Annotated in this window: 17 protein-coding genes; 6 read left to right on the plus strand and 11 right to left on the minus strand. The window is 43.3% G+C overall.

Annotated features, from left to right (window positions below; genetic code table 11):
• Positions 1–52: 52 nt before the first annotated feature.
• Positions 53–937, minus strand: coding sequence for a gamma-glutamylcyclotransferase (locus tag LCM10_RS03085; RefSeq protein WP_224874611.1), 885 nt, complete (start codon positions 935–937; stop codon positions 53–55).
• Between the two features lie 226 nt (positions 938–1,163).
• Positions 1,164–2,798: an AMP-binding protein gene (locus tag LCM10_RS03090; RefSeq protein ID WP_224875583.1), complete on the minus strand. Its 1,635-nt coding sequence runs from the start codon at positions 2,796–2,798 to the stop codon at positions 1,164–1,166.
• 669 nt (positions 2,799–3,467) lie between these two features.
• Here LCM10_RS03090 and sda point away from each other — a divergent pair.
• Positions 3,468–3,599, plus strand: a complete 132-nt coding sequence (sda, locus tag LCM10_RS03095; protein WP_224874613.1) for a sporulation histidine kinase inhibitor Sda — start codon at positions 3,468–3,470, stop codon at positions 3,597–3,599.
• Between the two features lie 387 nt (positions 3,600–3,986).
• Here sda and odhB read toward each other — a convergent pair whose 3' ends face one another.
• Both odhB and LCM10_RS03105 read right to left on the minus strand, forming a co-directional pair.
• Positions 3,987–5,228, minus strand: a complete 1,242-nt coding sequence (gene odhB, locus LCM10_RS03100; RefSeq protein ID WP_224874615.1) for a 2-oxoglutarate dehydrogenase complex dihydrolipoyllysine-residue succinyltransferase — start codon at positions 5,226–5,228, stop codon at positions 3,987–3,989.
• Positions 5,229–5,247: 19 nt separating this feature from the next.
• Entirely contained in the window at positions 5,248–8,097 is a 2,850-nt protein-coding gene (locus tag LCM10_RS03105) for a 2-oxoglutarate dehydrogenase E1 component (protein ID WP_224874618.1), read from the minus strand.
• 671 nt (positions 8,098–8,768) lie between these two features.
• On the opposite strand from LCM10_RS03105, the gene LCM10_RS03110 reads away from it, so the two are divergent.
• Complete coding sequence (locus LCM10_RS03110) at positions 8,769–9,278, plus strand: Hsp20/alpha crystallin family protein (RefSeq protein WP_224874619.1); 510 nt, start codon at positions 8,769–8,771, stop codon at positions 9,276–9,278.
• 5 nt (positions 9,279–9,283) lie between these two features.
• Here the strand turns inward: LCM10_RS03110 and LCM10_RS03115 are convergent, their stop codons facing one another.
• From LCM10_RS03115 to LCM10_RS03125, 3 genes are all read right to left on the minus strand, one after another.
• Positions 9,284–10,711, minus strand: a complete 1,428-nt coding sequence (locus tag LCM10_RS03115) for a HAMP domain-containing histidine kinase (protein ID WP_224874620.1) — start codon at positions 10,709–10,711, stop codon at positions 9,284–9,286.
• Entirely contained in the window at positions 10,708–11,388 is a 681-nt protein-coding gene (locus tag LCM10_RS03120; RefSeq protein ID WP_224874621.1) for a response regulator transcription factor, read from the minus strand. The genes LCM10_RS03115 and LCM10_RS03120 overlap by 4 nt, the downstream gene beginning before the upstream one ends.
• Before the next feature lie 292 nt (positions 11,389–11,680).
• Entirely contained in the window at positions 11,681–12,337 is a 657-nt protein-coding gene (locus tag LCM10_RS03125) for an HAD family hydrolase (RefSeq protein WP_224874623.1), read from the minus strand.
• A 94-nt stretch (positions 12,338–12,431) separates the two neighbouring features.
• Between LCM10_RS03125 and LCM10_RS03130 the strand changes: the two genes are divergently transcribed.
• The 3 genes from LCM10_RS03130 to LCM10_RS03140 all read left to right on the plus strand — a co-directional run bounded on the left by LCM10_RS03130 (position 12,432) and on the right by LCM10_RS03140 (position 14,001).
• Complete coding sequence (locus LCM10_RS03130) at positions 12,432–12,617, plus strand: hypothetical protein (protein ID WP_224874625.1); 186 nt, start codon at positions 12,432–12,434, stop codon at positions 12,615–12,617.
• A gap of 221 nt (positions 12,618–12,838) precedes the next feature.
• A complete protein-coding gene (locus LCM10_RS03135) occupies positions 12,839–13,573 on the plus strand; it encodes a 5-oxoprolinase subunit PxpA (protein ID WP_224875584.1) in 735 nt (244 codons plus the stop codon).
• 32 nt (positions 13,574–13,605) lie between these two features.
• Positions 13,606–14,001 carry a secondary thiamine-phosphate synthase enzyme YjbQ gene (locus LCM10_RS03140; RefSeq protein WP_224874626.1) on the plus strand — a complete coding sequence of 132 codons (396 nt, stop codon included), beginning with the start codon at positions 13,606–13,608 and terminating at the stop codon, positions 13,999–14,001.
• 101 nt (positions 14,002–14,102) lie between these two features.
• Here the strand turns inward: LCM10_RS03140 and LCM10_RS03145 are convergent, their stop codons facing one another.
• Positions 14,103–14,471 carry a MerR family transcriptional regulator gene (locus LCM10_RS03145; protein WP_224874628.1) on the minus strand — a complete coding sequence of 123 codons (369 nt, stop codon included), beginning with the start codon at positions 14,469–14,471 and terminating at the stop codon, positions 14,103–14,105.
• A gap of 95 nt (positions 14,472–14,566) precedes the next feature.
• Between LCM10_RS03145 and LCM10_RS03150 the strand changes: the two genes are divergently transcribed.
• Positions 14,567–15,328 (plus strand): SDR family NAD(P)-dependent oxidoreductase, encoded by a 762-nt coding sequence (locus LCM10_RS03150; RefSeq protein ID WP_224874630.1) that lies wholly within the window; start codon positions 14,567–14,569, stop codon positions 15,326–15,328.
• 60 nt (positions 15,329–15,388) lie between these two features.
• On the opposite strand, the gene LCM10_RS03155 is transcribed toward LCM10_RS03150, so the two are convergent.
• The 3 genes from LCM10_RS03155 to LCM10_RS03165 are packed head-to-tail and all read right to left on the minus strand — an operon-like array spanning position 15,389 to position 19,144.
• Positions 15,389–16,516 carry a Ger(x)C family spore germination protein gene (locus LCM10_RS03155; protein WP_224874632.1) on the minus strand — a complete coding sequence of 376 codons (1,128 nt, stop codon included), beginning with the start codon at positions 16,514–16,516 and terminating at the stop codon, positions 15,389–15,391.
• Position 16,517: 1 nt separating this feature from the next.
• On the minus strand, positions 16,518–17,621 hold the full coding sequence (locus tag LCM10_RS03160; protein WP_224874635.1) for a GerAB/ArcD/ProY family transporter: 1,104 nt from the start codon (positions 17,619–17,621) through the stop codon (positions 16,518–16,520).
• 26 nt (positions 17,622–17,647) lie between these two features.
• Positions 17,648–19,144 carry a spore germination protein gene (locus tag LCM10_RS03165; RefSeq protein ID WP_224874637.1) on the minus strand — a complete coding sequence of 499 codons (1,497 nt, stop codon included), beginning with the start codon at positions 19,142–19,144 and terminating at the stop codon, positions 17,648–17,650.
• Positions 19,145–19,326: the final 182 nt, after the last annotated feature.

The raw sequence follows: 19,326 nt of genomic DNA on the forward strand, positions 1-19,326 counted from the left end.
TTACCCTCTATCGATTTGAAGAAAACAATCCATTTTTATTGCAATGAATGGGTCATTGAATGATGGGATCGTCCATAAGTCCTTTCACTTGGTCTTCAGTCATGCCGAGGTCTAGCAGCTGCTTCTGTAGTTTATCGTGGTACTCCCTGCTGACATGGGGCATACTCCCCCTTAAGATTTCGCGGGCATAATGGTCAGGGGGAAGAACTTCATGGAACTTCGTTTTTACGATGAACGTCAGTACGTCATTGTATCGTTTCCCTTTGATGACTACATCGATAAATGCTGCCCTGTACCAGCCGGGAACCACACCTTCCCTCTTGAATAGATATTCAACCGCTTCCTGGGGCACATCATATACGACGCCTTCCATCGATCCTCCATCTTCAATGATATCCCCTCTGCCGCCATCTTCAACCTTAAATAAATATTTCATCGTATACCCTTTCAAAAATCCTGCACCTAGGCATTTTTTGAAGTGATGGTCGACCTTTGCCAGTTTGAAGCGGGCATCGTCCATACAGGAACCATATGCAAAATATAATATCCGCTCGGGCTTGGTTTCGATGAATTGATGAACCTTCCAATCCCCTGAATGAATTACTGTCTTAAACATCTTATTTACAAGCCCAAAATAGACATATGCTTCTGTCTGACCTTGGTCGGTTTCGACTCGTTGAATTTGCCGGTGATATAGATTATCTTCCCTGCCTTCAATAAAGTCCTCGATGTCATCCAATTTATGTAGAATCCCATCGTTTATCTTATATATTTCGCCATAGACGAATCCGTCCCCTTCTTTAAGGGCTGGATAACCTGCACCGGTATCAAATAGCTCCCCTTTGACCCACGCCTGTTCATGTAGAAGTTCAGCGCCCTCCAGGAGGTAATGATTGCTCTCATGCCTTCTTAGCGTGCCATATACAAATACGTTCACTTTACCTCTCCTAACCTGTTAACGTTTTATAAGAACCATTTTATCAGAATCTTTTTGAAGTTTCAGCGGAATGTTGGTCTTGTTTTTGACCGTTGTGAGACAAGTAGTGAAACAAAACGAAAACACCGTATTAGAACGGTGTTTTCGTTTTGGTGAATGTACTCTTCACATATCTCTCATTTAAAAAGTCTATCCAGGTATGTTTAGAATGCGCTTACAAATCGGATCACAAGTTTGTTGCGATCACCTGTTGAGCTTGTTCTTTCAGTCTGAACTTCTGGATCTTGCCAGATGCCGTCATCGGATAAGCATCCGTAAACTCGATATACCTCGGGATCTTATGCCTGGAAATCTTCCCGTTACAATATTCTTTTATTTCTTCTGGCGTTGCCGTTTGTCCATCTTTCAGAATGATCCATGCCATTACTTCCTCTCCGAATGTCTCATCGGGTATACCTATGATTTGAACGTCCAATACTTTAGGGTGAGAATATAGGAATTCTTCAATTTCTCGAGGGTAAATGTTTTCACCACCCCTTATGATCATGTCTTTCAATCTCCCCGTGATCCTGCAATAGCCGTGTTCATCCATGACAGCCAGGTCTCCGGTATGCAGCCATTCTTCACTGTCAATCGCAGCCTTTGTTGCTTCCTCGTTCTTATAGTATCCTTTCATCACATGATATCCGCGAGTGCAAAGCTCCCCTTGTGTACCTGCAGGCACCTCGTGATCTGTTCCCGGTTCGACGATCTTTACCTCTACATGTGGAAGTGCTCTACCGACAGTCTCGACTTTCAATTCGATCGGGTCATGAGTGCGCGTCTGGGTGATGACAGGTGAGGATTCCGTCTGCCCATAGGCTATTGTAATCTCTTCAGCTCCCATTCTATTCATTACATCTTTCATGACTTCGATTGGACAATTGCTGCCTGCCATGATCCCTGTCCTAAGGCTGGATAGGTTGTAAGTATCAAAATCCGGTAAATTCAATTCGCCGATGAACATAGTCGGTACTCCATGCAAGGCAGTACATTTTTCATTTTGCACAGTCTCTAACACTTTTTCAGGACTGAATTCCTGAACTGGTACCATCACTGCTCCCACTGACACACAGGCAAGTGTGCCCATCACACAACCAAAGCAGTGGAAGAATGGAACCGGGATGCACAATCGGTCATCTTGTGATAGCCTCATACAAGAAGCTACGTTATAAGCGTTGTTGACGATGTTCGCATGCGTCAACATGACACCCTTAGGGAACCCGGTCGTCCCCGATGTATATTGCATATTGATGACTTCATCGGGTGATAGGTCGTTGAGTCTTTCATCAAGGAGCTCATCCCCTATCTCACCCCCGAGCGTCATGACATCATCCCATTTAAATGTCCCCGGGAATTGCTTGTCCCCCATTACAATGACATTCTTTAATTTAGGCAGCTTTTCGCTATGTAAATGACCAGGTTCGGAGTCTGCTAGTTCAGGACAGATTTCGTAGAGCATATCGATGTAAGAAGCCCCTCTATATTCCTCCATCAGTATGATGGTTGTACTGTCGGACTGCCTCAGCAGATACTCAAGCTCAGCCGTACGGTAATTGGTATTGACTGTAACCAGTACAGCCCCCATTTTCCCTGTTGAAAATTGGCTGAGGATCCATTCAGGCGTATTAGAAGCCCAAATCGCAATATGTTCGCCTTTTTCCACTCCTAGCTTCATCAATCCCTTTGCTGCTTGTCTGGCTTTTTGATTCAACTCATCATAGGTCCACCTCAGTCCCCTGTCAGCATAAACGACAGCTTCATGATCTGGCTGTATCCTGGCCTTTTCCTCAAGCAATTCCCCAATCGTCGTTTCTAAAATATCCGTCAAATCCACATCCCCCTTTGAATAACTACCCTGCAAATGCAGCAAAATTGTATTCTATGCGTGTATATTATCACAAAAGTTGAAATATTCAAACTAATATCATTTAAATTTATCAAATTGATAATATAGGTTCTCTTTGTTAATGCTTTAATTTCAGGATTTAAGGGGTTGTGGTGCTTTGTGGATATTTTGAGCAATAACTCAAGCTGATTAACACGCAAAATGATATAGGTTGAATTATCCTTCATTTTTTAATAACGTTTGACTAAAAGTGAGGCATAGAATGCTGAAGACGCATTTTTGAAGTTGTTCCAGCTGTTGATTGGAGTGAAAGACGAAGACTCCTGCGGGAAGAGTAGCTTATGTGAGACCCCCAGGAACGCAGTGACGAGGAGGCTCACAGGCTACCCGCGGAAAGCGAAGTCTTTCACGGAAATCAACAGCGGTGTTTAACAGCCCAACTAAAAAGAATCCTTTTAAAAAAACACCAACCTATTATTATTGACAAAATCCCTAAAAAATAAACCTCATTCTACAAAATAAAAGAAAATCCAACTTTTGATGCAAATCGTAAAAAAACCCTTTTCAAATGGACCCTTTCTATGTAAAATAAATAGAAAATATAGAAAATTCTATATTTTAAACATTCCTAGGAGGTTGGTCATGAAAATCTTAAGTAATGAACAGTTAGTCGCAGCGTATCGTGATGCTGAGAAGCAAGGGAATGATCAGGACTGGATTCAATTATTAAGAAAAGAGATCCGAAACCGAGGATTGAAACCTTTTAGGAAATGATGATGGAAACAAAGAAATAACGATATGAAGACATTCTCACCCCCCTCGAGAATCGTTGTTTTACAGACTCCTATATAGGAGTCTGTTTTTTTACGTTTTCATCCCATTATTTCTTAGTATAATGATCCTCAATCTGTTGTTTTTGTTCATGATCCAGCAAGCCGATCTTGTGTAGGAAATACGTGTAGTACATGAGCTTTTTAATATATCGTTGATTCATTTCCGCTCATCTCCCTTCGTCCTAATCTTTCCTTAAGGAAAAATCTTTTCGTCTTACTATATTTTATGCAAGATGTGAAAAGAGTGATCGTAATCAAACAAAAAAAGGCCGATACACAATCAGTGTATCGGCAAACTCATTCATCTATATCATTCAAGTAGTGGAGGTTATCCCTCTAATAATAAATCTTCAGGGTTTTCAAGCAAGTTCTTGATTGTAGACAGGAATCCTACTGCTTCCTTGCCATCAATGATTCGGTGATCATAAGAAAGTGCAATGTACATCATCGGGCGATTTTCCATTTTTTCCTTGTCGATCGCCACTGGTCGAAGCTGGATTGTATGCATACCCAAGATTCCGACTTGAGGCCCGTTAAGGATTGGAGTAGAAAGTAAAGATCCGAATACGCCTCCATTGGTAATCGTGAATGAACCACCTTGCAGATCGGAAAGGGCAAGTTTGTTATTTCTTGCCTTTGTTGCAAGCTCCATGATTTCGCCTTCGATCTCAGCGAAGTTTTTGCGTTCGCAATCCCTTACAACCGGTACTACAAGACCGTCTTCAGTGGAAACAGCAACACCGACATCATAGTATTTCTTCAGAACGATTTCATCACCATCGATTTCAGCGTTGACGTAAGGATATTTCTTAAGGGCAGCTACCACGGCCTTCGTAAAGAAGCTCATGAAGCCTAATCTTACATCGTGATCCTCGAAGAATTTATCTTTCTTGCGTTTACGCAATTCCATTACGGCTGACATGTCAATTTCATTGAATGTCGTGAGCATGGCAGCTGTTTGCTGTACTTCGACAAGGCGTTTTGCGATGGTTTGTCTGCGACGGGACATCTTTTCACGCACAACAGGCTTACCATCATCTTTCTTGGCAGGTGCCTTCTTGGCTTCCTGTGCAGGCTTTGCAGGTGTTGAAGCAGGTCTGTTTTCAAATGCTTCAATATCTTGCTTGCGCACTCTTCCAAGTGGATCGGTAGGGACTTGAGAAAGGTCGATTCCCTTTTCACGGGCTAGCTTGCGTGCGGCCGGTGATGCGATCGGACGATTCTTCTTATCCTCTTTCGCAGCAGGAGCTTCTTGAGCTGTCTTCTCTTCTGCTTTCTCCTCTTGTTTAGGTTCTGCCTTTTCTTCTTGTTGTTCTGAAGGTGTAGGAGCTTCCCCGCCTGCGCCTACAATGGCAATGACCTGTCCTACTTCTACAGTGTCACCTTCATCAGCTTTAAGTTCTTGAATGGTACCTGCTTCTTCAGAAATCACTTCTACATTTACTTTATCTGTCTCAAGCTCTACGATGTATTCGCCTTTTTCAACGTAATCGCCTGGTTGTTTCAACCATTGAGCAATCGTACCTTCTGTAATTGATTCTGCAAGTTCTGGAACTTTGATTTCTGCCACTGTGATGTCCTCCTCTTTCTTATCGGGTTAACGCTTCTGTAATAATACGTGCTTGTTCTTTTTTGTGTACGTATGGTTCACCTTCTGAAGGACTGGAACGTCTGCGTCGTCCCACATACTGAACCTCCACGCCATCTTTCGCCAAGTCACGCAGTCTTGGTTCCACAAATGTCCAAGCGCCCATATTTTTAGGCTCTTCCTGGATCCATACTAGTTCCTTCAGGTTCGGATAGCGATCGAGGATGCCCTCTAAATGGTTATTAGGGAACGGATATATCTCTTCAAGTCGAAGGATATGGAGCCAATCCATGTCTTCTTTGCCTTGAAGCTTTTCTTCAAGGTCAATGGTGACCTTACCGCTTCCGATTACAATGCGTTCCACTGCTTCGTGATGTTCTCCCATTCCCTTTTGCTCCAAGACGGAATGGAATTCCCCTCCTGCCAGTTCTTCTGCTGTCACCGATGCAAACTGGTTACGCAAGAGACTCTTTGGCGTCATGATGACAAGCGGGCGTACTTCTTCTTTCTGAAGGATGGCAGCTTGTCTGCGAAGGATATGGAAGTATTGTCCGGCAGTCGAACAGTTTGCAACCGTCCAGTTATACTCCCCACCCAATTGAAGGAATCTTTCCAGGCGTGCGCTGGAGTGCTCAGGGCCCTGACCTTCATAACCGTGAGGAAGAAGCATGACAAGTCCCGACTTCTGCCCCCACTTTGCACGGCCTGCAGAGATGAACTGATCGAACATCACTTGGGCCATGTTGGAGAAATCACCGAATTGCGCTTCCCATAGGACGAGCGTCTCTGGAGCGAAAACGTTGTAACCATACTCGTATCCGACTACAGCAGTTTCAGTCAATGGACTGTTATGAACGACGAACGACGCATTCGCATCCTGGATATGATGCAATGGGATATATTCCTCTCCCGTCTTTTCATCATGAAGGACAAGGTGCCGCTGAGCGAATGTTCCACGTTCTGAATCCTGACCTGTCAGACGGATCGGGGTGCCATCTTTTAATATAGATGCGAACGCGAGTGTCTCCGCGTGCGCCCAATCGATTTTTCCTTTACCTTCGAAAGCAAGGCCGCGTCTCTGTAGGATTTTCCCTAGCTTTTTGAAGACATTGAAGCCTTCAGGCCATTCCAACAGCTCTTCGTTGATATTCTTCAATTTTGAGAAATCAACCGACGTATTCAATTCAGGAAGGCCATTTGCCACATCTTCCGGAGGTGCCATGACTGTATCTGGATCTTCATCTTTTGCAGGCACTTTCTCGTATGCGGATTTCAGCACTTCCTCCACTTCTGATTGCATCTTATTGAATTCATCTTCCGTTACAATGCCTTCTGAAATCAGTTTGTCAGCATAAAGCTTCATTACGTTTGGATGATTCTGGATGATGGAATACATTTGTGGATTCGTCACCATTGGCTCATCCATTTCGTTATGACCGAATCGGCGGTAACCGATTAAATCGATTACGAAATCCTTACCGAATGTTTTGCGATATTCATAGGCAAGTACAGCTGCAGCAAGACAAGCTTCAGGATCATCAGCGTTCACATGGACGATCGGCACTTCAAAGCCTTTGGCTGTATCAGATGCATATTTGGTAGAACGTGAGTCACGGCTCTCCGTCGTGAATCCGATCATATTGTTAGCGATCAGATGGATCGAACCGCCAGTATTATATCCGCGTAAGCGGCTCATGTTCAATGTCTCTGCCACCACGCCCTGACCTGGGAATGCAGCATCACCGTGAATCATGACAGCATAAGACGTCTCTGAAGATTGTGCAGGGTACCCGTTCTCTTCACGGTTCTCCTGTGCTGCACGTGTATAACCTGCGACAATCGGGCTGACCACTTCAAGATGGCTCGGATTGTTTGCGAGTGTCACGCGAGCCCTTGCAGTCGGCATTGCCTGCGGTGAGATTTCCCTGTCAGCCCCTAAGTGATACTTCACATCCCCGGTCCAGCCGAATGTGATGCCGATTGAACCTTCGGAAGGGATCAAATCTTTACTAGGTGCATGTTGAAACTCTGCAAAGATCATTTCATACGGCTTACCGATGACATGTGCGAGGACATTCAAACGTCCACGGTGGGCCATGCCGATGTTCACGGTTTTTGCACCGGATTCAACCGAATAGCGGACCAACTCGTCCAGTAGTGGAACCATTGTATCCAATCCTTCGATTGAAAAGCGTTTTTGGCCGACAAATGTACGATGGATATATTTCTCGAATCCGTCCACTTCTGTCAGGCGCTTTAGTAAGGCTACTTTTTGTTCTTTTGATAATGAGGAGAAATAGGAGCCTGATTCGATTTTCTCCCTTAGCCAATTCTTCTCTTCAAGTTCATGTACATGGGCATATTCGAATGCCAGCTTCTGAGTGTATACTTCTTTCAAGTGATTGACTGCCTGAAGGCCATCCTTGATATGAGGAGGTGCATCCGGGCATAAGAATTCGACAGGTATGCTCTTCAAATCTTCTTCCGTCAAGTCAAATTCCGATAAGTCAATCCTTCTGGTGTCTTTATTTCGGTCATTAAGCGGATTGATGTCTGCAGCAAGATGACCATATGTACGAATATTGTCTGCAAGCTTGACGGCTGCAACCATCTTACTTAGAGCAGTGGGCTCGGCAGGCAAAGTAAATGAAGCATCTGCTTTCTGTGCGTTTGCCATCACTGCAACATCTTCAGCAGTAGGAGGCCCCCATTGTTCAAATAATTCCCTAAGTTCGGGGTCTACTTCGGATGGATCTTCAAGGAATTGCTCATAAACCTCCATCACGTAGCCCAGATTTGGTCCGTAAAAGGAATGCCATGGCTCACCTTGGTTTGTCGATTGCTTTTTCATTTTGAAAAACCTCCAACTATTTGCCAGTTAGTATAATTTTGGGTATCAAGTATCCTTCCATTCCAATATTCAACTATTGTTATGCAAGAATAATATTATTTAAGCAATAAAACGCTTACAAGGATATTTTATCACTGTACAGTATTAAGATAAAGTCTTTATGACAAATTTCTTAAAATTTTGTGTACTCCTCGAATGTGCTTTTTTACTTATATTCCCATAGTAATTTGTGAAAAACTTCATATAAAACGATTATTCTGAAATAACTTTCTATTAAGCGCTTTCTTCTCCACCCTCTTATAAGAGCTACTTAGGTAACTTTTTTTCATAAACCATCTTACTACTCTTACTAAAAAAAACCAAATACTTTTTCTCAATTTCGGAAAATTTTATTGTTTGTAAGAATCCTATAATAAAAGTGTTGAAGCTGTTATATAGGAAAGCGCTTTGAAACCACATCCATTTTGATGATCGCCATTGGTCTCCGGTCAACCGGATTTTTGGATTAAGCAGTTTACTCTTCCTTTCCCTTAAAGTTGAACCTTTAATCATGCTGGACCTGAACGATTCGCCCAATCGTGCATAGACTATACCATCCACACTTATGCGCACGTGGCATTTACGGCTTGGTAAAGCGAACATCTTAAATGTGTCAAAGAAAGGTGATGCTTATGTTTCCTTGGAGCCTGTTTCCATTCAACAAAGATATGAAAGATCAAATGAATAAAATGAATCCGAAAGAAATCGACTCGTATGTACAGGATATGATGAAAAAGATGTTCCCCGGCGGCTACAGCAGCATGATGAATCCAACCGAGGCCATGAATGGTCATCAACCGTTCATTCATTCAATGAACAAGGACCCGGTCCAGCAAGAGCAAGAAAAGACGGCCCAGCACAATCAGATCCCAGTCAATGTCTTTGAAACCTTTGAGGATGTCTATATCAGGATGAAGATACCGAACGAAGAATGGATGAAACAGATGAAGATTTTCCACACTTCGAATCAAGCGATCATCGAGAATATTCCTGAACACGGCGACCGACAAGTGCTGACGCTCCCTTCCCTCGTCAAGAAAAAGGGGGCAATGGCACAATACAGGGATGGAATTCTTGAATTGAGGATTCCAAGAAGCGTCGATCTGCAATATACAGAAATAGACGTCTCAGATAAGTACTGAGACGTCTAGACTTCATTCGTATGCTCCATTGCTTTCTTCAAGGAGACCCGGATAATGGTACCGGTGGGTTGATTGTTAGACGCTTCAATGGTACCACCATAGTTAAAGATCAGTTTGGATGCAATCGCAAGTCCAAGTCCATAGCCGCCCTTTTCCCTGCTCCTCGCTTTATCCACACGATAGAAGCGATCAAATACTTTTTGAAGATCTTCCTCAGGGATTCCAATCCCTTCATCTTTCACTTCGAGCACCAATCGATCCTCCTGGCCAAATAATCGTACCTTTACCATCGTATGTGATTCCGAATATTTTACAGCATTGTCTAATAGGATGACGAGGATCTGTTCAAGATGCCTTTTCAGCATGAAGGCGTCTTCACTATTCTTCAGTTCATTGACTAATTCAAAACGATAATCTTCATGAAGAAATGCAAAATCGCGGATGATCTTAGTGGAAACTTCCTCAAGGTCAACCCTTGCGTTCTCATAATCCGTCAACTCGCGGTCTGCCCTGGATAGTTCGAGCAACTCACCGACCAGTCTCTTCACCCTGTCAAGCTCTTCCAAGGACACCTGCAGGGACTCTTCGAGGATGGTAGGGTCCTTCTTACCCCACCTATTCAAAAGGGCCAGGTGCCCCTCCAATACTTGTATAGGGGTCCTGAGCTCGTGTGATGCATCCTCCACGAATTGCTGCTGCTGTCTGAAAGACTTCTCGATCTCACTCATCATTTTATTGAAGATTTGTGAGAGTTCACTGATTTCATCGTGGGCGTTTGTTGTCTCAACCCTTCGCTGGAACCCATTCCTTTCAATTGAACGCATCGCTTCAGAAAGCTTGTTAAGGGGCCGTATAAAGCTCCGGGCCATCAAGTATCCAAGTAGGGCACTCAATAACAGCGCAGCGATGCCTGTAATTGACATCATCCAGAATAAGTTCTTCATTATATTCTCATACCTGTTCAGCGGCTGGATGATTTCGACGTATCCATTGAATTGCCTTGAAACAATCGGGGAATGTCCGATTAGGACCTTCTTTCCGTCAGATTCAATCAGGTTGACCGTTTTATCCCTGACAGGCTGGAAAGGAATATAAAAAGCGGGTTCATTCTCGCCCCTGATCTCAAGTGCTTGCTTCCCTTGACGGTCAAGGATCCTGATGGTCTGGTCCTTTTCCGCAATTTGCTTCATGAGGTCCCTGCTTTCATAAATATCCTGAAGCTTGACATTAGGTCCCCGCTGTTTAAAAAATACCGTAATTTCATCCAGTACACGGCTGAAGTTATTTTCTTCTTCATCCAACATCCATTTATTGATGGCATGATATTGGAAGAAACTGAAAAGAAAGAAGGCGAGGAAGATGGCTGAACCTGCTGCAAGAGCCCACTTCACCTTTAGCGATGTTGGTTTGACCCAACTTTTCAAATCGATCATGACCTCATCACATATCCAGTGCCACGGACTGTTTGAATGATGCTTTCTTCATTTGGTGTGTCCAGCTTATTACGCAAGTAACGGACATAAACGTCCACCACATTTGTTTCGACTTCTGTATCGTACCCCCATACTTTATTCAACAGTACTTCACGGGTCAGGACGATATTTTTATTTTCCAGAAACGCCAGCAGCAGATCGTACTCCCTCTTCGTCACTTCGATTTCTTTCTCGTCTTTGTATACCTGCCTTGATTCCTTATACACGGTCAGGTTCTTGTGGGTATAGGTCGTGACAGGGGTCTGTGGTCCATCACTCTGTGTGCGCCTGAAGACGGCACGGAGTCTTGCGAGAAGTTCTTCGATCGCAAATGGCTTTACGATATAATCATCAGCCCCACTGTCAAGACCCGATACTCTATCCATGACGCTATCACGTGCAGTGATCATCAGGATCGGCGTTTCCTTGCTCTGTCTGATTCGCCTGCACACTTCCAATCCATTCAGACCCGGCAGCATGAGATCAAGAAGGATCACATCCCACTCCTCATTCAACGCCATTTCGAGTCCATCGCGTCCTGTAAATGCAAGGCCAATATCATATCCTTCATATTTCAATTCCAACTCTATGAAACGTGATAAGTTTTTTTCATCTTCAATCACTAGTATCCTTTTCATTCACTCACCTGCTATACCTGATCCATTTATTTCTTTGAGAAAAAATCATAAAATGCCTGAAAAATTTCTATACCTTGAAACATAAACAGTGTCAAAGCCGTCATGCTGAAGAACAGGATGGGTATGAAGCGAATCCACATCATATCATTACCTCCCTTTTAAGTTCTGACTTTATCATCCTCCTCGAAAATTAAAATCTGATGAGAAGGGGATAAAATTTTGGTAAAAGGGTGTGAATTCACATTATGATCGTATTGGTGATCGACTGATTCACATCTCTGCCGAATCATTATTACACCTTCAGGGAAAGGTACGTCAAAATTTCTGACAAATCGTCAATGACATGCTGTATTCCTTTTCCATCCCAATGGGAAGTCCTTTTCCAGATTGCATGCATTCCAGCTTTTTGTGCCGCCTCTACATCGTTTACAGGATGATCCCCTATATAGACGGCATTTTCGGGATCGACGCCAAGCTGACTCAATGCATGATGAAAAATGCGGGGGTCAGGCTTTTTCATTCCGATGCTTTCCGAAATGACCATGATGTCAAAATACTGTTCTATTTGAAGGGCCTTAATGGAACTGGACTGTAAATCTTCCCGGCCATTTGTGATGAGTCCGAGGACAAAGCCTTCCTTTTTTAACGTGGAAAGGACGGAGTCGACACCTTCAAAACCCTTTGCGTGCCTTCCGAAATTCACAAGATAATCTTCCACCAAATCATTCACCTGAAAGTGATCCAATGAGTAATGAGCGATCAATCGTTCATACACGATATCTTTCCACACATATCCTCTTTGATCCCATTCAATGAATCTCGAACAAAAATCCTCTTCTTCCAATTGATAAGAAGAAAAAAGTCGAGTGTATTGGTCATGTATGAAATATTCAAGAGATTGGCTCCTATTAAGTAAGGTTTCATCTAAATCAAATAATATGGCTTTCATCGGATTCCCTCTCGGCGTTTGATACTGTTCATGAAGTGGTATGTATATCCATATATATGGTGATGGTATCCTTTTTGGAAAGGAGAGAAGAACAATGTTGATATGGATCATCCTGTCCGTCTGTTTATTCATGGTCTTAATGTCCGTCGAAGAAATCATCTATTTCATCTTACGAACAAGAGTCATGGATGAGAAACGGCCTGAAGGTGGTAAAGTTCTATCCTTCTATAAAAAAATGAAAGTGAAGCTGAATGCTTCAAAGCAAGAGTCCCCTCTATAGGGGGGCTTTTTCATTTTCATAGCATAGTCCCCCCTTGCAGTAGCCGTCACTCACCGTTCTCTTTTAGATGATCCATCATCATATGTATCTTCATCATTCTACCAAACTTTACTGCTTTCACATACTATTTTGACTATTTCTCATTTCTTGCCTGGCCTTGATGTATGAATGTTGAGCGTATGATAAGATTGAGTAATCAACAGAAGAATCTAGAGAGGATGATGATGATGATCGATCTGAATTGTGATTTAGGGGAAAGCTTTGGTGCTTATACGATTGGGAAAGATGAGGAAATGATGAAATATGTCACCTCTGTCAATGTAGCATGTGGATTCCACGCAGGTGATCCACAGGTGATGTTGAGGACGGTAAAACAAGCGAATACATATGGCCTGAAGATTGGTGCCCACCCAGGTTTACCCGATCTTCAAGGTTTCGGGCGCAGGAATATCCAAATCACACCGGATGAGGCTTATGCATTGGTCCAATATCAAGTAGGGGCACTGTTTGCGATGGTGAAGGCACAGGGTGGCCAGCTCCATCACGTCAAGCCTCACGGTACTTTGTATAATATGGCAGCGAAGGATGCAGGACTCGCACATGGGATTGCTAAAGCGGTATATGATCTAGACGACTCTCTCGTTTTATACGGTTTATCGGAAAGTGAACTGATAAAAGCTGGACAAGAGGTTGGGCTTGTGGTCGCAAATGAGGTCTTCGCAGACCGAACTTACCAGTCCGACGGCACCCTTACCCCAAGGTCTCTCCCTGATGCGGTATTGCACGATGCTGACAGGGTGGAGGAGCAGGTCATGAGAATGGTCCAGAATCAAGAAGTTTTGACGGCCGATGGACGGGTCATCCCGATCAAGGCAGATACGATTTGTCTCCATGGTGATAATAGTGAAGGTGTGACTCTAGCAAGAAGACTGCATGAGAAACTGAGCGGTAATTGATCAATCAAAGTTTCATTAATAGGAGTGAAAGTATGAAGATCTTCAACATTGAAACACACAGGCGTGACGAGATGATAGACATCACCGATATGGTACAGGATTTTGTTGATCAATCAACTGTATCGGACGGACTCGTGATTATTCAATCACTTCACACAACAGCCGGCATTACGGTCAACGAAAACGCCGATCCCGATGTGAAGACAGACTTCTTGATGAGGCTGGATGAAGTGTACCCTTGGAATCACACCAAGGATCTTCATATGGAAGGGAATACGGCTTCTCACTTAAAGACAAGCACGGTGGGTCATTCACAGATGGTCATCATTGATGATGGCCGATTGCTCCTCGGTACATGGCAGGGAGTTTATTTCTGTGAATTTGATGGGCCAAGGCAACGTCGATTTGCCGTGAAGATCATTGGCTAAAAAATCTTCTGCATTGGATTTCTTGGACGGTTTCCTTTCATAATAAAGGAAACCGTCCTTTTTGTATGATTTACTTTCAAACGCGAATTCTATTAGACCAGTCATCCCTTCTTTTTATTATTCATCCTTTCTTTATAGGTTGAAATTTTCCTTTTCACCATTTCATTCGTAATTTGCATCGCTTCAATCTGTTCTTCGATATTTTTTTGATGTTTCTCCAATAAGTTCAATCTTTGATTAGATGTGTGCTCTCCTTCCAAAACCAGTTGAGTATAGGTCTTGATGTCGGAGATGGACATCTGTGTATCCCTAAGCTTCAAAACGAATGACAGCCAATTCAGTTGATCTTCGCTGTAGTTCCGTACACCCGCTTTTGTTCTATGTGGCTCAACAATTCCTTCTTTCTCGTAGTACCTGAGCGTATGAGAACTGACGCCCAATGATTCGGCCGCTTCTCCTATGCTTTTCATCTACGGTCCCCCCTTTTTGAATACCTACTTGACTTAGAGTGCACTCTAAACGGTAGGATACCATTGTACCATTCATTTAACAGGAGGTATCAAGCATGAAATATACAGTCATTACAGGAGCAAGCTCAGGAATTGGATATGAGGCAGCAATGGCATTTGCAGAAAGAGGAAAGAATATCGTTGCAGTGGCAAGACGGGAAGATAAGCTGCAAGAGCTTAAAGAAGCCATTGTTTCTGAGTATCCTAGCGTTGACGTTGTCATCAAAACAGCAGATTTATCCGACAGTGAACAGGTCTATACCTTCTACAACAGTTTGAAAGAATACGACATTGAAACCTTTATCAACAACGCAGGGTTCGGTAACTTCGACTCCGTTGCGGAGCAAGACTTGACGAAAATCCAGAATATGCTGAGGCTCAATATCGAAGCGCTCACCGTACTATCTAGTCTGTTCGTCCGTGATTATGAGAATGTGCCAGGTACTCAGCTCATCAACATCTCTTCAGGTGGAGGCTATACCATCGTTGCAGATGCTGTTACCTATTGCAGCACGAAGTTCTATGTCAGCGCATTTACCGAAGGACTTGCCCAGGAGCTCACTGCAAAAGGGGCAGAAATGAAAGCGAAGGTGTTGGCGCCTGCTGCAACTGAAACAGAGTTTGCGCAGCGATCATTGGACATCAATGAGTTCGAATATAGCGGTTCGGTCCCTCAATATCATACTGCAAAGGAAATGGCGGAATTTATGTTGAATCTCTATGATAGTGATAAAGTGGTCGGAATCGTGAATGGTGAAACGTATGAATTCAGTTTGGTCGATCCAATTTATCCTTATGTGAACAGGACGCCGAAATAATTAACGTAAAAGGCTCAGTGCATGCTGAGCCTTTTTTATTTAAAGCCATTTCCGGCATCCTCACTCCACTACTCCCGTCCTTACGATATCAAAGTCAATGCTGACGTTCACTTTGATATCCTTGTACATGGAATGCCACTCTTTTTTCGTTAAACCAGAATGTGGGACCGAACTCCTATACACTTCTCCGAATCCAAATACATCTGAGTCAACGGATTGGCAGTATTGAATTAATTCCTCTACCTTTTTGGTCATTTCCTTCTTGATTCGTTCATCAAGGAGATCGAGGTTTTTCGAATCATTCAAGTCAATCGATTTATTGATTTCCTGCAACCGTGCATTCAGTTTGATTTTCAAATCAAATTCAACTGGCTTCTCTTTTGTTAATGTAATCAAACTTTTACTTTTAATGGTATCAAGCGAAATGCCGATCAGTTCAGATTCCTCTTCCTTCTTCAGCAGTTTCTTCCCATTCCCGTTCTGGATTGTCATCTCAAAGTTGCCGGCATCGTAATGATCATTGACCAATTTAACATAAAACGCCTGTTCGGGGGTGATACTCCCAACCAATTTATCGTCTTTTAAGATTGCCATTCCGATGATAGTGATCATGTCGTCTTTCAATTTAAGTAGTGGCAGGGAAGGATCGATCCCGACTGAATAATATTTATGGAGAATTTCATGCAGAGTCGGTGAAGGGATGGTTTCCCCCTTGATATTCTGTTCGATTTCTTTAAAAATATATTGCCCTGCATCCGCAAATTGTTCGTATTTATGTTCAAGGATTTCCCCTGCTTCTCCATCCACCACTGCCAAATACGTCAAATCACTGATGGCATGGTCCCTTGCGAGGGTATCCGCAAGATTGATGAAACCACTCTTAGCCACACCCATCCCATACAGCGCCACCCTCAGCTGACCGGACGCAAGCTTTTTGGGGGACTTTAGATTGGCTTTGATTCTCGCTCCTTTGCTTGTCAAGGAGTCGTTGGAAATGACATTCGAGCTTTCCATTGATTGGGGATCGGTCTCAAGGATCAGCATCGTTGTGTGAATGGTTTCACCGTCCATAGAATCATACCCCACAGTCGTGATCAAGCCCATTTGCTCTAATGTTTTTACATCAGCACAGGAAGTCAGTAAAGAGAGGATCAATGAACCCATAATGAAACGCTTCACTTTTTTCATGTTATTCATCCTTTCTTGCCAGTCTCTTCTTAATCAAGACGAACATATACAAGACAATGGGGTAGCAGTAGACGATATAAAATGACACCCTTGCAAAATAATCATTAAGAAAATTGATTTGGTCCCTTGTCGTAAATAACAGGGTTGCCCCCAACAAGATCAGGCAAAAGATCCACATAAACCGTTTTTCGTTCCATTGGAAGACCCGTCCCATCCCCCTAGTGGCAGACCAAAGATATAACATGAGGTTTGGTAAAATGATCAGCATCCAGAACGTAATACCCACATATTCAAAGCGCTCAATAAAGGGCAGGCGTACAATCTTCAATAGAGACAATGTGCCCCAAATGGTCCGTTCAAGTTGTCCTCCGCTGAAGTAACTCAGGCTAACCAACATGATTGCCAAATAAAGGATTGTTGTATAAACTAGGCCGATTTGCATGAATTTATGTACTTTCCGTTTTTCTTTGATATATGGATAAAAGGAATAAACAAGTTCAAAACCGATGACTGTGAACGTCATCGCATGGGCTCCTTGTATGATTTCCTTCACATTTGACTCGAATAGGGGAAACACATTCTCCCAGTTGCTGAATTTCAGCGGATATCCCATCAAGAGCAGGAGCCACAATGACAGAAAAACACTGAAAAAGCTGATTCCCACAATGACCCGGAAACCACCCAACGCCCCGTAGATGACAAGGAGTAACAGGGTAAGCGCAATAAACCATGTGGGCACCTCTGGGAACACCCATGCCTGGATCACTTCAATATAATTTCGTAGGATGACGAGAAATGCACTGAGGCAATAAACAATATAGATGATATTAATGAATGTCCCGAACCACTTTCCATACAAGTCCCGGTGGATGCCGTAAAGATCCGAGCTTTCATATGCATTAAGTGTCTTGACCATGATGAAGGCGATAATGTTGGTGACAAAGCCTGAGAGGATGACCGATATCCATGCATCGTGTCCCGCCTCCATAAAGACGACCCTTTGGAAGCCCTGCACGCCGACCCCCAACTGCACCGAATGCACGATGAACATGACGAGTATGGCGTTAACGAGATACTGTTGTTTAGGATAGAATGATATGTTCACTTGCGATCTCCTCCCCGCCCCATCGATCATTTCTCCTTCTCATATCTCTCAGAATCAAGCGGCCTTGCTTCGTAAGGGCGTTTAGAAGTAAAGGGCAATGGTAACCTTACAATACTATCCGCCAAATCCCTTAATCTAATCGGGTAGAAAGGGGCAAGGAATGGACTTCCGAGGCTCGACTGCCTCAAGAGATGGATAAGTAGGAAACAAAAGGCAAACATAATCCCATAAAAACCCCAAAAACCCGCTAGAATGATGATGGGGAATCGTAAAATGCGAATCACATTCCCCATCATGAAATTCGGCGTTGTAAATGATGACAATGCACCAAGTGCAACGATGATGATGAGGATATTGCTCGTAAACCCCGCCTGAACAGCGGCTGTTCCGATGACAATACCACCAACGATACCCATCGTCTGACCAACTTTTGTAGGCAGGCGGGCTCCTGCTTCCCTTAGTAATTCAATGATGAATTCCAATAATAATGCCTCGATGATTGGAGGGAACGGCACCCTTGAACGGGATTCACTTAAAGGGATCAGGAGGGGCTGTGGTATGATTTCATAATGGAACGTCAAGGAAGCGACATAAACAGCTGTAAAAAACACAGAGAGAATCATCGCCATAAAACGTAGGATCCTGAAAAAGGTAGCCACCTGCCACTTGACGTTCCGGTCCTCCATACTCTGAAAATACTCTACAAAACTCTGAGGGCAGCCGATGACGAGCGAGCTACCGTCTACAATGATGACAACCTTTCCATTCAATAGCCATGAACAGGCACGATCAGGCCGCTCCGTCAAAACCATTACCGGGAATATCGTAAGGGAATTATCTTCTATTAACTGCATAAGAACCGAACTATCGATGACACCATCAATCGTGATATTAGCAATCCTCTGCTTTACCGTTTCTACCATTTCATCAGACGCAATTCCATTTATGTACATGATTGAAATGCTGGTTTTGCTTTCTTCCCCCATTGTCATCGATTCATTCGTCAAATCAGGGTTCATCAAGTACCTGCGGACCAATGAAACATTCGTAGAGATACTCTCGTTGAAACCAAGCTGTGGACCGATGACGATGGACTCATTCTCGGGTTTACTGAGTGAGCGGCTCTGGCCGGAAGGGATCATTGCGGAGACGACCACTGAATAACCTTCTATATGGATAAGGACAGCTCCGCTTAACAATGCAAACAGAGCTTCCTTGCATAACTCATATTGTTTTACATTCCCTACGTGTATTTTGTGTTCCACTTCTGAAGGAGAACTCGGATTCTTATTCAGCTGAGCGAGGATGTCCCGATTCAACATATTCTTATCAATCAACGTTTCTATGTATATCAGTGTAAATAACGGGTTAACATCGATCACCGCTACATCAGAACTATTATTTAACCGTTTCTGAATTCCTCTAATGAATTCCGCAGAGGAAGAAGCGATTCCGCATTCATCTTCAGTACTCTCAGGTTTTTCAACATCGGGATTTTTCACATTTTTCTTAAAGAACATCATGTTCACCCTTTTAAGACGTCAATTGTTATCAGCTTTGTCTTCCGAACCAATAAATATACTTTTTCTGTTATGAATAGGGTACCGGTTGTTCGGTTTGGGGATAGCGAAATGAAATAGGAAGTTTTGTGGTCCTTTTGATAGGAATTTCATAAAAATGAAGTGAAGAATTAGTAGGGTTTCCT

This window comes from Rossellomorea aquimaris (assembly GCF_020171925.1).
Taxonomy (GTDB): domain Bacteria; phylum Bacillota; class Bacilli; order Bacillales; family Bacillaceae_B; genus Rossellomorea; species Rossellomorea aquimaris_F.